The organism is Ancylobacter mangrovi (genome assembly GCF_024752335.1).
GTDB lineage: Bacteria > Pseudomonadota > Alphaproteobacteria > Rhizobiales > Xanthobacteraceae > Ancylobacter > Ancylobacter mangrovi.
The window spans coordinates 13,816-28,983 of the sequence record NZ_JANTHY010000003.1; the positions used below are offsets into that span (position 1 = coordinate 13,816).

Consider the following 15,168-nt stretch of genomic DNA (forward strand, 5'->3'; position numbering starts at 1 on the left):
AGGCGACGCGATCCTTAGCAGACGGGTTCGGGAAACACAAAAATGCACCCATTTGCGGTGCAGGCGGTGTCCCGTGGTGGCGGCTGGAGGACCGGGGGCGAAAACCGGGCCGCGTTCCCGGACAGGGTGCGGGATGCGGGATCGACGCGCGCGACGGACGTGCGGGACAGGGGTGAACGAGACGATGGCTGAGCACGAGCTTGCGATGAGGGCGGCACGATCCGGCACGCGCCGGGCGGGGGCGAATGTTGCAGGAGCGCGCATTGCCGAAGCGCCGGCGAAAGCGCGGATGGTTGCGCGCGGCAACGCGCGGACCGGCCGGCGGAACGGCGGCCGTGTGCTCGGTGCCCGGCTGATCGCGCTGGTGGCCGGGGCGGCGGTGGTCGGCGGCGTGGTGCTGGCGTCGATGGTCGGGGGCACGGTGGCGGGCGGCTCGCCTGCGCATGCGCAGGCCTCGGCCGAGCAGCCCGGCGCCATGGCCGGTCGCGCCAGCGGCCTGCCGGTGCCGCGCTTCGTCAGCATCAAGGCCGACAAGGTCAATGTCCGCTCCGGGCCCTCGCGCGACAATGCGGTCGCCTGGGTGTTCACCCGCGCCGGCCTGCCGGTCGAGGTTACGGCGGAGTTCGAGAACTGGCGCCGGGTCCGCGATTCGGACGGTTCGGAAGGGTGGATCTACCATTCCATGCTGTCGGGCCGGCGTACCGCGCTGGTCACGCCGTGGAGCAAGGGCGACCCGGTGTCGCTGCACGCCTCGCGCGCCGCCGATTCGGCGGTGACGGCGCGGCTCGAATCCGGCGTGCTCGGCAAGGTCGAGCATTGCGACGGCAAGTGGTGCCGCTTCTTCGGCGACGATTTCGACGGCTTCATCGAGCAGGAGAAGCTGTGGGGGGTCTATCCCGGCGAGAAGCTGGACTGAGGCGGCGGCAAACGCCTTCTCACCAGCGGGCCGCGCGCGAACTCCCTTGAGCTGGGGCGAGATATCTGCCGTTTATCCATCCCTCGAAGGCGCCGACCCGCACCTCGTACCATTCGCCCTGCTGCCGGAGTGGCGAGACTTGCAGGCCCCGGTCGATGACCGCCATGGGCCGGGCGGCATAGGTCGGTCCCGAGCGCAAATTCACCTTCGCCGTCGTGTAGAGAGCCTGCCATTGCGGCGTTCCGCCCGGCTCGGCGGAGAGAAAGGGCACGTCGGGCATCGCGCTGGCGGGCGGCGGTGGCTTCCTGGCCGGCCGCGGCGGATATGAGGATGGCGACGGTGATTCCGCCAGCGGCGACCCTGCTTCCGCCTGTGGCGGCAGGATGGTCGATGGCGGCACGGCCAACGGCGCGGGAAGGACAGGAGCAGCGGGAACGGCAGCGACCGCGTTGATCGAGGCGGGCTCGACCGTGGCCGGGACCGGTTGCTCCACTTTCTGCCCGACGACCGCCGACCTCTCGGAAGGTTCTCTCCAGACGACCAGTCCGATGAGCAGCAATCCAGCGGCCGCCGCCGCGATCGGCCACCAGCGCCGGCGAGACGAGGTCCCCATCTCCTCGAGTTCGGGCGCTTGCGCCGCCTCGCTCGAGCCGGCGGCCGGCTGTAACGCTGGCTGGGCCGCTGCGAGCGCACGCAGATCCTCGCGATATCGGTAGCTTGCCGCCGCGAAGGCGATCGCGGCGCCCGCCCGCGAGACGTTCAGTCTCTCGTTCAGCCCGCTGGTGCTGAACAGATCGAGTCTGTCGTAGCGGCAAAGGGGAAGCTGGCGATTATTGTTGAAGCGCCTGTCGGGGCCGCCCGACTTGTTCACGAGGCGCCACGTATGGCCCACGATTTGCGCGTCGGCCGGCACGCTCTCCTCCTCGATGAAGCGGTTCGGCGTTGCGTCCATGCCAAATTCGGCATATTCGATCGCCCCGACTGACGCGCCCTCGAAGACCAGCACGCGGTCGGGAAAGAAGAAGAGCTGCTTCCGTCCCATCGAGGCACGGAACACTCAGGTTCGATGCGACCGAGCGCGGCTCCGCGTAGGACGGTTGCAACGGCTTGCGGCGCACCAGCGAGGACGCGCCGGCATTGCGCTTCCAGTCATCGGTGCGCCCCTGGGCATCGATCCGCCAGATGCGTTCCGCCGCGAGCAAGGCATCGAAGGCCTCGCAGAGGCGCCCGAACGCACGTTGGGCTTCGGGATCGAGCGCGTAGAGCAGCACGGCCTTGCGCCGGTCGTCGAACTGCTTCGCCCACGCAAAGAGCAGCACGCCGCCGATCAATGCACCGATCACCAGGAGAGGGATCTTCCAAACAAGGGCGAGGCCCGCCGCGAGCCCGGCGAGGAACACCACTACCGGCACGAGCCGGACCCGCGCCTGGGTCTCGGCGATGCGGGCCAGCAGTTCCTGGGCGCTGGCGGGCGCCATCTGCGAGATCGGTCCGCTGGCGATCTCGGTCAGGCCGTCCGGGGCGGGCGGGGGATCGGGCCGCGCGCGGGGTCCGGAAAAGGCGTTCGCCGGCCTGTGCGCGGATGGCAGCGTCGCGCGATAGTAAATCCCGCCGAGGCCCATATGGACGTAATTGCCCCGAGGCCCGGTGCCGACGCGAAATCCCTTGATCCCGACCGACATCCCCACGCCCGAGGAGGACAGGTTGAAACGGAAGGGACCGGCCGAGACCGATTTTCGGATGTAGAAAGGCATGAACAGAGCCGCAGGTTGAACTTCGGTGGCCAACCACCGGCGACTCCCGGAGTCGAGGTGCTTTCTCGACCGACGCGTCTCGTCGGGCGACAAACAAAAAGGCCGGTCGCGGGGACCGGCCTTCGACTTTCTCGATCAGGTGAGCCCGTCGCTCAGCCGCGGCGCTTGGGCCTCAGGCGCACCACCACGTCGATCCGCGCCACCTCATAGCCTTCCGGCGGCTCGGGAACCCGCTCCATTTCGACGGCGGCGCTGGGGATGTCGACGAGGTTGTTCTCGCCTTCCAGGAAGAAGTGGTGGTGGTCCGAGGGGTTGGTGTCGAAATAGGTCTTCGACCCGTCAATGGCGAGCTCGCGCAGCAGGCCAGCCTCGGTGAACTGATGCAGCGTGTTGTAGACCGTCGCCAGCGAGACCGGGAAGCGCGCCTTGATCGCCTCCTCGTGAAGGATTTCCGCCGAGATATGGCGGTCGCCCTTGGCGAACAGCAGCCAGCCGAGCGCCAGGCGCTGACGGGTCGGGCGCAGCCCCACCTCGCGCAGCATGTGGCGCACGTCGTGGAACGGGCATCCGGTACGCGGCGCTCCCGCGCCCTCGCGCAGCCGCGCCACGGGCAGCACCGGCTCGTCCTCGACCAGCACGCGCGAGAAGGATACAGGATGGGGACGAACGGCTTCGCTCATCTCGTCTCGACTTCCGACCAATAAAGACCGACGCGCGCGGAGCAATCGTCTCACTCCTTCGAGCCCGCCGGCATTCCCAACATCACGCCCGCATCGTGCCGAAGAACCAGCACGATGGCGCATTTTTCATCTGGCATTATATCGGCACGCCCGCCGCTGGGGCAATATGGCGGCGAACGATCGTAATAATTCCAATCTACCGCGCCTCGCGGCGAAGGCGGCCCGGACGCGACGGACGTAGCGGGCGTGGAGGTGCGGGGGGCGGCCGGGCCGTCACATGCGTGACATTTTGGGTTCCCTCGCAGCAAGGTCAGCGGCTTTGAGCGCGATGGACGCTGTGATAGGAAGCGCCGAGCGAGCGGTCCCGGGGCCCCTCCCGGGTGCCGGGGGCCGTTCGTGTGTTCCAGCGGCATGGCCGCTCAAGCGACAAGAAATGGATGAGTACGGGGACGATGGTGGAGCGGCAGTCGAGCTTTACGTATGAGGAACTGCTCGCCTGCGGGCGAGGCGAACTCTTCGGGCCGGGCAATGCGCAGCTTCCCGCGCCGCCCATGCTGATGTTCGACCGCATCACCGAGATTTCCGAGGATGGCGGTCCGAGCGGCAAGGGCCATGTGCGCGCCGAGCTCGACATCAAGCCGGACCTCTGGTTCTTCGCCTGCCACTTCATCGGCGATCCGGTGATGCCGGGCTGCCTCGGGCTCGACGCGCTGTGGCAGCTCGTGGGCTTCCACCTCGGCTGGCTCGGCGCGCCGGGGCGCGGGCGCGCGCTCGGCGCGGGGGAGATCAAGTTCTCCGGCCAGGTGCTGCCGACGGTGAAGAAGGTCATCTACGGCATCGACTTCAAGCGCATCATGCGCTCCAAGCTGGTGCTCGGCATCGCCGACGGCTGGCTGGAAGCCGATGGCGAGGTGATCTACCGCGCGGGCGACCTGAAGGTCGGCCTGTTCCAGACCTGACCGGGCCGCCACCGGGCATCTGCCGCTCTCGTGTCGCCCTTGCGAAGTGCCGCCTGCGAGGCCATCTCGCGGGCTTTGAAGGAAAGGAAGCCTATGCGCCGCGTCGTCGTCACCGGAATGGGCATCGTCTCGTCGATCGGCAACTCCACCCAGGAGGTCCTGGCCTCGCTGCACGAAGGCAAGAGCGGGATCAGCCGGTCCGACAGCTATGTCGAGCATGGTTTCCGCAGCCAGGTCCACGGCGCGCCGCAGCTCGACGCCAGCGCCATCGTCGACCGCCGGGCCATGCGCTTCCACGGCGGCGGCACGGCGTGGAACCACGTCGCGATGGACCAGGCGATCCGCGACGCCGGCCTTGAGGCGCACGAGATCTCGAACGAGCGCACCGGCCTCGTCATGGGCTCGGGCGGCTCCTCGACCCGCACCATCGTCGAGGCCGCGGACACCACGCGGCGCACGGGCAGCCCGAAGAAGGTCGGCCCGTTCGCGGTGCCCAAGGCGATGGGCTCGACCGCCTCGGCGACGCTGTCGACCTGGTTCAAGATCAAGGGCGCGAGCTATTCCGTCTCGGCCGCCTGCGCGACCACCAACATCTGCATCGGCAACGCCGCCGAGATGATCCAGTACGGCAAGCAGGACATCATGTTCGCCGGCGGCTGCGAGGATCTCGACTGGACGCTGTCCTGCCTGTTCGACGCCATGGGCGCGATGTCCTCGGACTTCAACGACCGCCCGGCCGTCGCCTCCCGCCCCTACGACAAGAACCGCGACGGCTTCGTGATCTCCGGCGGCGCCGGCGTGCTGGTGCTCGAGGAACTGGAGCACGCGCGGGCGCGCGGGGCGCGCATCTATGCCGAGATCGTCGGCTACGGCACCACCTCGGACGGCGCCGACATGGTCGCCCCCTCGGGCGAGGGCGGGGCGCGGGCGATGCGCCAGGCGCTCGCCTCGGTGAAGGGGCCGATCGACTACATCAACCCGCACGCCACCTCGACACCGATCGGCGATCTCAAGGAGATCGAGGCGATCCGCGACGTGTTCGGCGACAAGTGCCCGCCCATTTCCGCCACCAAGGCGCTGACCGGCCACTCGCAGGGCGCGACCGGGGTGCACGAGGCGATCTACTCCATCCTGATGATGCAGAACGGCTTCATCGCCGCCAGCGCGCATATCGAGGAACTCGATCCGGCCTTCGCCGACATGCCGATCCCGCGCGAGCGCATCGACAATGCGAAGCTCGGCCGGGTGCTGTCGAACGGCTTCGGCTTCGGTGGTGCCAACGCGGTCCTCGTGCTCCAGCATCCGGATGCGTGAGCCCGTCGACGCGGCGAAAGGAACAGCGGCATGAGCCTGATGAAGGGCAAGCGCGGCCTGGTTATGGGTGTCGCGAACGACCATTCCATTGCCTGGGGCATCGCCAGGGCTCTGGCGGCGCAGGGCGCCGAGCTCGCCTTCACCTATCAGGGCGAGGCGCTGGGCCGGCGGGTCAAGCCGCTGGCGGAGAGCCTCGGCAGCGACACCGTGCTCGCCTGCGACGTCGAGGATCTCGCCTCGGTCGACGCCGTGTTCGCCGCGCTGAAGGAGAAGTGGGGCACGCTGGACTTCCTGGTCCACGCCATCGGATTCTCCGACAAGAACGAGCTCAAGGGCCGCTACGCCGACACCAGCCGCGCCAACTTCACGCGCACCATGGTGATCTCCTGCTTCTCCTTCACCGAGCTCGCCAAGCGTGCCTCGGCGCTGATGCCCGCCGGCGGCTCGCTCATCACCCTCACCTATGGCGGCTCGACCCGGGTCATGCCGAACTACAACGTGATGGGGGTCGCCAAGGCGGCGCTGGAGGCGAGCATGCGCTATCTCGCGGCCGATTACGGGCCGCAGGGCATCCGCGTCAACGCCATCTCGGCCGGCCCGATCCGCACCCTCGCCGGCGCCGGCATCGGCGATGCGCGGCTGATGTTCAACTATCAGAAGCGCCACGCCCCGCTGCGCCGCACGGTGAGCATCGACGAGGTGGGCGGGGCCGCGCTCTACCTGCTGTCCGATCTCTCCTCCGGCGTCACCGGCGAGGTGCACTTCGTCGATTCCGGCTACAACATCATCTCCATGCCGCATCCCGACGCGCTCAAGGCGATCGAGGACGCGGTGGAGGCCGGCGGGATCGCCGCCGCGGAATAGCGACCGGCGCCCCTTCAGGGCGCCAAGGGGGCGGCGCTGCCGGGCAGGGGTGCCCCACGCCGCGGGCGGAGGGGAAGCCTGATGTTTCGTCGTCTCGGCCGCGGCATGCGCCGTCTCGCCCGCTGGGCGATCTTCGGCGTGGTGCTGCTGGGGATCGGCTTCCTCGGGGCGCGCATCTGGTTCGCGAGCAGCGGCGCCCCGCTCGAGCCGTGGCACACCTTCATCCCGCAGGAACTCACCGTCGAGGAGATGGACCAAGGCGACTGGGCCGCCTATCTCGCGCGCGAGGACGGGATCTTCGAGGAAGTCCGCCGCGAGGTGGTTCAGAAGCTGCCCGAGGACGAGCGCGTTCCCTCCAACCGCTATTTCGAGGGCAGCGCGGTCTATCCCCCGCACCTCTCGCACGACTGGAACCGCTCCTACGAGCTGGTGCCCGAGGGCGAGCCCAAGGGCGCGGTGGTGCTGCTGCACGGGCTGACCGATTCACCCTACAGCCTGCGCCATGTCGGCCGGGTCTACCGCGACGCCGGCTTCGTGGTGGTGGCGCCGCGCCTGCCCGGGCACGGCACGGTGCCGGCGGGCCTCGCCGAGGTCGAGTGGGAGGACTGGCTGGCGGCGACGCGCCTCGCCGTGCGCGAGGCCGCCGCCCGCGCGCCGGGCAAGCCGCTGGAGATCGTCGGCTTCTCGAATGGCGGCGCGCTGGCGCTGAAATACGCGCTCGACGCGCTGGACGATGCCGCGATGGCGCGGCCCTCGCGGCTGGTGCTGATCTCGCCCATGATCGGCATCACGCGCTTCGCGCGTTTTGCCGGGTTCGCCGGGCTGCCCGCGCTGCTGCCGGCCTTCGCCAAGGCGGCGTGGCTCGGCATCATCCCCGAGTTCAACCCGTTCAAGTACAATTCCTTCCCGGTGAACGGGGCGGTGCAGTCCTATCAGCTCACACAGGCGCTGCAGGGCGCGATCGCTGCCCATGCGGCGTCCGGCCGGCTGGGCGAGCTGCCGCCCGCGCTCACCTTCCAGTCGGTGATGGACTTCACCGTCTCCACCCGGGCGATCGTCGACGCCTTTTATTCCCGCCTGCCGGCCAATGGCAGCGAGCTGGTGCTGTTCGACATCAACCGCAACACCAAGCTCGGGCCGTTGCTGCGCGCCACCTCCTATTCGGCGCTGCTGCGCACCCTGCCAACCGCGCCGCGCGCTTTCCGCAGCACCGTAGTCACCAATGAGGACGCCGCCACCGACCAGGTGGTGGAGCGCACGGTCGAGGCGGGCCAGACGCAGGAGACCTCGCGCCCGCTGGGGCTTACCTATCCGCGCGACGTCTATTCGCTGTCCCACGTCGCGCTGCCCTTCCCGCCGGACGATTCGCTCTACGGCTCGGACCCCGACCCGACGCAGAATTACGGGCTGGAGCTCGGCGCGATGGCGGTGCGGGGCGAGCGCGGGGCGCTGATCGTCAATCTCGACGCGCTGGTGCGCATGTCGTCGAACCCGTTCTTCCCCTACATGATCGAGCGCATCGCCGACGGCATCGGCCACTAGGTCGCGCCGGCGGTCCGCCCTTGGGGCACGGCCCTAAAGCAAAAGCCGCGACGGCCGGTCGGGCCATCGCGGCTATGGGATCGGTCAGGAACGATCCGCCGGGGACAGGCCCCGGCGAGACGGTCAGCAGCGCACGCGGATCGGGTTGCCCCAGCGGTCGCGGCTCCAGCACTCGCGCGGCGCCGTCGCGGCACCGACCACCGCGCCGGTCGCGGCGCCCACGCCCGCGCCGATGGCCGCACCCGAGCCGCCGCCGGCGATGCCGCCGATGATGGCGCCGGCGCCGCCGCCGATCAGCGCGCCGGTGCCGGCGCGGCGCTCGGTGGTGGTGCAGCCGGCGAGCGCGATGCCGAGCGCGGCGATGGTGATGATCCTGAGCATGAATTGCCTCCCGTTACAGGCGGACGCCAGTCCGAATGACGAAGCCAATATTCCTCCGCCCCCGTCAGGCCGGCCGCCGGCTTCTCGCGGCCCACCGCCGCCAGCTGTGCGTCGGGAGGGCTGTAAGTCAGAGCACGGCCGTTACGAAAAGACCATCCATATTCGCAAGGACATGCACGGGCGTTCACGGTACGCGCGGTTGGCGAACGCCGGATGTGACGTAGAGATCGGCCCGGAACGGCAAGAAGTAGCCTGCAAGTTGTATCAGGATACGCAGTACAACTTTATTTGGGCGCCGGCGCGGCCGTCCTCATCTTCCCGGCGGCACGGCTTCCATGGCCAAGTCATGCACTGACCCCGTCCGGAAGGTATCCGGTGCCGGGTGGCGCGCGGCGCCGCGTCACGCCGCGCGCGGCAGCAGCCGGGAGGCCAGCAGGCGCCGCGTATAGGGGTCGCGCACATGCGCCTCGTCGAGCGCGTCGGCGGCGCAGCGCTCGACGATCCGGCCACGGTTCATCACCAGCACCTCGTCGGCGATCCAGCGCACCGCCTCGATGTCGTGTCCGACGAACAGCATGGCGAAGCCGCGCTCCTGCTGCAGCCGCCGCAGCAGGTCGAGGATCTGCACCTTCACGCTCATGTCGAGGGCGGAGATCACCTCGTCGCAGATCAGCACACGCGGCTCGCACAGCAGCGCCCGGGCGATGCAGGCGCGCTGGCGCTGGCCGCCGGAGAGCTGGTGGGGAAAGCGGGCGGCATGCTCGTGCTCCAGTCCGACCTCCTTCAGCGCGAGGGCGATGCGAGCCTCGCGTTCGCGGGCCGGCACGCCCATCAGCGCCAGCGGCTCGGCCAGCGCCCGGCCGATGGTCAGGCGCGGATTGAGCGCGCCATAGGGATTCTGGAACACCATCTGGCACTGGCGCCGTAGCGCGCGGGGCAGCGGCCGGCCGCCGGGCACCACCTCGTGGCCGAGCAGGCGCACCTGTCCGGCGCTGAGCGGGCGCAGACCGGCAAGCGCCGCCGCGAGCGTGCTCTTGCCGGAGCCGGATTCGCCGAGCAGGCCGACCGTGCGGCCGGGCACGAGAGAGAGCGCGGCCTCGTGCACCGCCCGGTGCGGCGCGCCGAACAGGCGCCGCGCGGCATAGTCCACGCACAGGCCCTCGGCCTCGACGATCGCGCGGCCGGCGTCGGGGCGGTGGGGGGCGACCTCGTCGAGGCGCCGGCGCGCGCCGACGAGGCGCGCCGTATAGGGATCGCGCGGCCGGACGAGCACCTCGGCCGCCGGCCCCGCCTCGACGATCCGCCCGCGCTGCATCACCACCACCTCGTGCGCCAGCGCGCCCGCGACCGAGAGGTCGTGGGTGATGATCAGCAGGGCGAGCCCGCGGCGCGCCTGCAGCCGCGCGAGCAGCGCCACGATTTCCGCCTGCACGCTGGCGTCGAGGGCGCTGGTCGGCTCGTCGGCGATCAGCAGGTCGGGCGCGCCGGCGAGCGCCATGGCGATCATCACCCGCTGCTGCTGGCCGCCGGAAAGCTCGTGCGGGTAACGCCGCGCCAGCGTGTCCGGCGCGGGCAGCTCGACCTCGGCGAGGCGCTCGGCCATGCGCTGCCGGCGCTCGGTGCGGGAGGCGACGCCGGCCCGCCTCAGCGCCTCGTCGATCTGCTCGCCGACCCGCATGAACGGGTTGAGGCAGGCCATCGGGTCCTGGAACACCATGGCGATGCGCCGCCCGCGCAGCGCCCGCCAGTCGCGCTCGTCGCGCGGGCCGATCTCGCGCCCGTCGACGGCGATGCGGGTCGCCTCGTCGATGTCGAGCCCCTCGGGCAGCAGGCCGAGCAGGGTGAGCGCGGTCAGCGACTTGCCCGAGCCCGATTCACCGATCACCGCCAGGGTGCGCCCGGCGGCGATCTCCAGCGAGACGCCGTCCACCAGCCGGCGCCCGGCCTTGGCGATCACGAGGTTGCGCAGCGAGAGCAGCGGCGCGGGGGCCGGGGTGGCCTTCTTGGCGGGCGTGTTCAGGCTGACTTGGACGTTCATGGCCGCCTCCTCACGAGGACATGCGGGGATCGATCAGGCGATGCAGCAGGTCGGTCGCGGCGTTGACCGCCACCAGCGCCACCGCGACGACGACGATGGTGGCCTGGATCACCGGGTAGTCGCGGCCGTGGATGGCGTTCAGCATCAGGCTGCCGATGCCCGGCAGGCCGAACAGCACCTCCATGGTGATGGTGCCGGCGACGAGGCTGGTGAGCACGAGGCCGGAGAGCGCCAGCGTCACCGGCACGGCGGTGGGCAGCAGGTGGCGCAGCGTGACGCGCCAGCCCGGCAGCCCCTTGGCGCGGGCGGTGCGCACATGGGCGGAGGTCGCCGCCTCGGCGAGTTCCTCGTAGAGCGGCTTCACGATCAGCCCGGCGCTGTCGATGCCGATGATGATCACCGGCAGCACCAGCGAGCCGAACACCGGCAGCCAGTTCAGCCAGATCGAGAAGACGAGGATGCCGACCACGCCGACGCAGAAGGTGGGCAGCGCCACCGACCAGACGTTGAAGAAGTTCACCAGGCCCCGCAGCACCGGGTTGCCGGTGGTCACCGCGCCGATCGCGACCCCGGCCGCGAGCAGCAGCCCGAAGGCGAAGCTGAGCCCGGTGAACAGCAGCGTCTCCGGCACCGCGGTCGCCAGCATGCCGGAGACCGGCCGGCCGAAGCGGATGGAATCGCCGAAGTCGCCGTGCAGCGCGCGCCAGCTCCAGGCCGCCATCTGCTCGGCGACCGGCCGGTCGAGGCCGAACTGGTGGCGCAGCTCGCTCTGCTGGGCGGCGGTCAGGTCTCCCTCCAGCCCCTTAACGTCGACCGCATCGCCCGGGATGAGGCGGGCGAGCAGGAACACGATCGCCACGATCCCCACCGCCTGCGCCGCCATGCGCGCCAGCGCGAGTCCGACCGGCAGCAGGCGGGCGAGAAGGCGGGGAAGTGCACGGGAAAGCGTGACGGCGGTCATCACTTGCCTCCCCGCATCTCGCGCAGCGGATCGAGCCCGCGCCGGACCGCCTCGCCGAGGATGGACAGCGAGAGGGTGAGCACGATGATGGCGATCACCGGGGCGAGGATCGCGTGCGGCGACACCTCGATGTAGCGGCTGGCATCGGCCACCATGCGGCCCCAGGTCGGCGCGTCCGGCGAGGAGCCAAGGCCGAGGAAGCTCAGCACCGATTCCGTCACCACGCAGCGCGGCAGCAGGATCGCCGCCTGGGTGACGAGGCCGCCGGCGAGGTTCGGCGCGAGGTGCAGGCGCAGCACATGCAGCCGGCCGCCGCCGAACAGCCTCGCCGCCGCCACGTAGTCCTTCACGCTCTCGCGGTGGAAGGTCGCCCGCGCGACATAGGCGAAGAAGGGGGCGAAGGCGATGCCGAGCGCGATCACCACCGGCCCCGCGCCCGCCCCCAGCGCGACGATGAGCAGCAGCGCCAGCAGCACGTCCGGCAGGGCGCGCACAAGGTCGATGACGGCGAACATCGCCGCTTCCGCCCAGCGCCCGAAGGAGAGCGCGACGAGCCCGAACCCGGCCCCGAGCGCGAAGGCGACCAGCGCGCCGCCGAAACCCACGATCAGCGTCGTGCGCGCGCCCATGACGAGGCGGGAGAACACGTCGCGCCCCATATGGTCGGTGCCGAGCCAGTGCGCCGGCCCCGGCGGCATGTTCAGCGCCAGCAGGTCCTGGTCCAGCGGGTCGAACGGCGCGATCAGCGGCGCGGCGAGCGCCAGCGCGACGATCAGCGCCAGCGCGAGCGCGGCGAGCGCGGTGCGCGGGGAGATCCCCCGGCGCACCGTGCCGCGTGCCTCGGAGGGCAGCGCGAGGGTCACGACCTGCCCGCGAGCCAGGTCTGGGCTACGCCGCCATCCACCCGGTTCGGCGACCAGGTGAAGCCCGGCTCGTAGCCCTGCACGTCCTTGCGGATGACGATCTGGTCGGCGTCGAGGCCGAGCGCGACGACGTAGTACTTGTCCATCACGATCTTCCAGGCGTCGAGATAGAGCTGGCGGCGGGTGGCGAGGTCGGTCTCGGCGACCGCCTTCTTCACCAGCGCGTCGTAGTCCGCGTCCTGCACGCCGCCCCACAGCACCGGGTTCGGGCCGTCGCTCATCATGCGGACATAGCGCAGGAACACGTCGGCGCGCGGGCCCGAGCTCATGCAGTTCATGTCCCAGTCGTACTGGCCGAGCCGTTTCTGGGCGCCAATGTCGTCGAGCGCGACATGGTTCACCTTGAAGCCGAGCTTGCGCACCATCTGCACCACGACCTGCGGGTAGCTCTCCTGCCAGGAGACGAACTCGATGGTCTCCTTGGACGGGTCGACGCCGGCCTCCTTCAGCAGCGCCTTCGCCTTGTCGAGGTCGGCCTTGGCGTGCGGGTCGGCCTTGAACAGCGCCTCGTCGAAATAGAGGTTGCCGGGGCCGACCATCTGGTTGGAGACGACGCCGGTGCCGGCCGAGGCGAAGTTGATGAAGGCCGCCTTGTCGATCGCGTAGCTGATCGCCTTGCGCACGCGCACGTCGTCGAAGGGCGCGCGGGGCTTGCGGTTGTTGAAGGCGACGAAGTACCAGCCGGCATCCTTGAGCTGCGAGACACGCAGGTTCGGGTCGCTGGCGAGCTGCTTGGCGATGTCGGCCGGCACGCTGGCGATGTCGATCTCGCCGGCGCGCAGGGCGAGCTGGCGGTCGGCGTCGTCGCGCAGGTCCGCCTCGATCGCGGCGAGGTAGGGCATGCCCTTCTGCCAGTAGGCGGTGTGGGCGGGCGCGGTCAGCTTCACCTTGGGCTGCCATTCGCCGAAGGTGAACGGGCCGGTGCCGATCGGGGTCTTGATGGTCTCGTCCCAGCCCTCGGACCTGGGCGAGAGGATCCACAGCTCGCTCATCAGGTTGACGAGCGGGGCGTAGGGCTCGCGCATGGTGATGACGACGGTGCGGGCGTCGCTCGCCTTGACGTCGTCGACCAGCTTCATGGCGGAGGCGAGCCAGCCGCCCTTAACCTTTTCCTTCACGCGGGTGACGTTGGCGACCACGTCCTCGGCGTTCATCACGTCGCCATTGTGGAATTTCACGCCCTCGCGCAGCGTGAAGGTGTAGGTCTTGCCGTCCGGCGAGATGTCGAAGCTCTCGGCGAGGAACGGCTTCACCGAGCCGTCGTCGCTGATCGAGGTCAGCGCCTCGGCATAGATCTGCTGCACGGCGATGGAGCCGGTGTGGCGGTGCGGGTCGGAGGTGTCGAGGCCGAGCGTCGCATAGCGCAGCACGCCGCCCCGCGCCGGCGCGTTCGCGGCGTGGGCGCTGGCGGGCAGCAGGCCGTTGACGCTGCCGGCAAGGCCGGCGGCGGCGGTGCCGGCGAGGAAGGTACGGCGGCTGAGGCGTAGCGTGGTCATCAGCGGATCTCCGGGCAGTGGAGCAAGGTGGGGAGGGACGCGGGCGGCGCGGGGATGCGCGGCACGGCGGGAAGCTGCAGGGCGGCGCCGTCCATGCCGGCGGCGGGCAGGCCGAGATGGGTGAGCACGGTCGGCGCGATGTCGACCACGGCGACCGGCGCGTCGCGCCTGCCGCCGGCAGCGAAGCCGGGGCCGTCGACGACCAGCACCGGGGCCTGTTCATGGGCGTTCAGCCCACCATGCTGGCCGAAGCCGAGCCGGTCGGCCTTGCCGCCCTGCGGCTTCACCGCGAGGCAGGAGCCGGGCACGCCGAAGGCGTTGGGGCGGTTGTCGCCCTTCATCGAGACGGCGAAGGCGAGACCGCCGGCGGCGACCTGGCCGACGCTCGGCAGCGTGTCGGCGTCCATCACCGCCCCAGCCCAAGGGCGCGAGGCGAGGAAGTCGCCGAGCCGGTCGCGCCGGCCGTCATGGTTGGGATGGAGATAGACGAGCGCCGCGGTGCCGTTGGCGCACACCACCACGTCGTCGGAATCGGGGGCGGCCTTCAGACCGGCGGCGACCAGCTCGTCCTCGATGTCGACGATGCCGCTCACCGTCTCGTGGCCGTGGTCGGAGCCGGCGATCAGCAGCACGTCCTCGCCGGCCGCGCGCAGCGCGTCGACCGCCGTCACCACGCGGGCGAGATTGGCGTCCGCCGCCTTCAGCACGCCGAGATGCTCGGGCGAGCCGAGCGGGGCGGAATGCTGGACATGGTCGGGCTCGCCGAGCCACAGCACCGCCAGCGCGGGACCGCCGGGCACCAGCGCCTCGTTGACGAAGCGGTGGGTCATGATCCGGTCGCCGCCGGCGTCGAGCGTCACGTCGAGCCCGTCGGCGAGCGGCATCCGGCCCGGGCCGAACGAGCCGGCGCGGTGATAGACCCGTCCGTGCCCGTCCGGGTCGTGGGCATAGGCGGCGCCGGGCGAGACATTGTTGAAGATCACCGCCCCGCCGGTCTTCGCCCCGCCCTGCCGGGCCACGCGCTGGGCCAGTGTCGGCACGGCGAGCGAGGCGCCGGTGACGCTCCTTTTGTGCTGCAGGAAGTCGGGATGGCCGGCATCGTGCCGCACCAGCCGGCCTTCCTCGATCAGCGCCATGGTGTTGCCGGCGAGCCCGTGGCGAGCAGGCCAGCAACCGGTCGCCAGCGTCGAGGAGACCACCCGCGTCGCCGAGGGAAAGGCTGATCGATAGCCGGGAAAGTATTCGGCCCGCGCCCTCAGCGCCGCGAGGGCCGGCGTGCGGTGCTCGTCCACGAAGTCGCGGCGGAGCCCGTCGAGGATGACGATGACGGCGCGGCGCAT

At 70.4% G+C, this 15,168-nt stretch carries 14 protein-coding genes; 5 read left to right on the forward strand and 9 right to left on the reverse strand.

The genetic code is table 11. The features are described from left to right. Positions 1-406: 406 nt before the first annotated feature. The gene (locus NVS83_RS09805; protein ID WP_374115048.1) at positions 407-916 is read left to right on the forward strand and encodes an SH3 domain-containing protein; all 510 of its coding nucleotides are present in this window, start codon (positions 407-409) and stop codon (positions 914-916) included. Positions 917-935: 19 nt separating this feature from the next. Here the strand turns inward: NVS83_RS09805 and NVS83_RS23450 are convergent, their stop codons facing one another. The 3 genes from NVS83_RS23450 to irrA form a co-directional block, all read right to left on the reverse strand. After that, positions 936-1,529 carry an SH3 domain-containing protein gene (locus NVS83_RS23450; RefSeq protein WP_309486200.1) on the reverse strand — a complete coding sequence of 198 codons (594 nt, stop codon included), beginning with the start codon at positions 1,527-1,529 and terminating at the stop codon, positions 936-938. Positions 1,530-1,746: 217 nt separating this feature from the next. After that, the gene (locus NVS83_RS09815; protein ID WP_258739147.1) at positions 1,747-2,670 is read right to left on the reverse strand and encodes a DUF4236 domain-containing protein; all 924 of its coding nucleotides are present in this window, start codon (positions 2,668-2,670) and stop codon (positions 1,747-1,749) included. Between the two features lie 152 nt (positions 2,671-2,822). Next, positions 2,823-3,350, reverse strand: a complete 528-nt coding sequence (irrA, locus tag NVS83_RS09820; protein WP_309486184.1) for an iron response transcriptional regulator IrrA — start codon at positions 3,348-3,350, stop codon at positions 2,823-2,825. Between the two features lie 452 nt (positions 3,351-3,802). Here irrA and fabA point away from each other — a divergent pair, with 452 nt between their 5' ends. The 4 genes from fabA to NVS83_RS09840 all read left to right on the forward strand — a co-directional run bounded on the left by fabA (position 3,803) and on the right by NVS83_RS09840 (position 8,029). Then, entirely contained in the window at positions 3,803-4,309 is a 507-nt protein-coding gene (gene fabA, locus NVS83_RS09825; protein WP_258733036.1) for a 3-hydroxyacyl-[acyl-carrier-protein] dehydratase FabA, read from the forward strand. 93 nt (positions 4,310-4,402) lie between these two features. Then, positions 4,403-5,623, forward strand: coding sequence for a beta-ketoacyl-ACP synthase I (gene fabB, locus NVS83_RS09830; RefSeq protein ID WP_258739148.1), 1,221 nt, complete (start codon positions 4,403-4,405; stop codon positions 5,621-5,623). 30 nt (positions 5,624-5,653) lie between these two features. Further along, a complete protein-coding gene (gene fabI, locus NVS83_RS09835; protein ID WP_258739149.1) occupies positions 5,654-6,487 on the forward strand; it encodes an enoyl-ACP reductase FabI in 834 nt (277 codons plus the stop codon). A gap of 81 nt (positions 6,488-6,568) precedes the next feature. Then, positions 6,569-8,029 (forward strand): alpha/beta hydrolase, encoded by a 1,461-nt coding sequence (locus NVS83_RS09840; RefSeq protein ID WP_258739150.1) that lies wholly within the window; start codon positions 6,569-6,571, stop codon positions 8,027-8,029. A gap of 123 nt (positions 8,030-8,152) precedes the next feature. Here the strand turns inward: NVS83_RS09840 and NVS83_RS09845 are convergent, their stop codons facing one another. From NVS83_RS09845 to NVS83_RS09870, 6 genes are all read right to left on the reverse strand, one after another. Further along, complete coding sequence (locus tag NVS83_RS09845; RefSeq protein ID WP_258733006.1) at positions 8,153-8,410, reverse strand: YMGG-like glycine zipper-containing protein; 258 nt, start codon at positions 8,408-8,410, stop codon at positions 8,153-8,155. Positions 8,411-8,810: 400 nt separating this feature from the next. After that, positions 8,811-10,448, reverse strand: coding sequence for a dipeptide ABC transporter ATP-binding protein (locus NVS83_RS09850; RefSeq protein ID WP_258739151.1), 1,638 nt, complete (start codon positions 10,446-10,448; stop codon positions 8,811-8,813). Positions 10,449-10,458: 10 nt separating this feature from the next. Next, entirely contained in the window at positions 10,459-11,409 is a 951-nt protein-coding gene (locus tag NVS83_RS09855) for an ABC transporter permease (protein ID WP_258739152.1), read from the reverse strand. Continuing rightward, positions 11,409-12,272, reverse strand: a complete 864-nt coding sequence (locus tag NVS83_RS09860; protein ID WP_258739153.1) for an ABC transporter permease — start codon at positions 12,270-12,272, stop codon at positions 11,409-11,411. Before NVS83_RS09860 ends, NVS83_RS09855 begins: the two co-directional genes overlap by 1 nt. Then, positions 12,269-13,828 (reverse strand): ABC transporter substrate-binding protein, encoded by a 1,560-nt coding sequence (locus tag NVS83_RS09865; RefSeq protein WP_258739154.1) that lies wholly within the window; start codon positions 13,826-13,828, stop codon positions 12,269-12,271. Before NVS83_RS09865 ends, NVS83_RS09860 begins: the two co-directional genes overlap by 4 nt. Next, positions 13,828-15,168 (reverse strand): alkaline phosphatase family protein, encoded by a 1,341-nt coding sequence (locus NVS83_RS09870; protein WP_258739155.1) that lies wholly within the window; start codon positions 15,166-15,168, stop codon positions 13,828-13,830. The genes NVS83_RS09865 and NVS83_RS09870 overlap by 1 nt, the downstream gene beginning before the upstream one ends.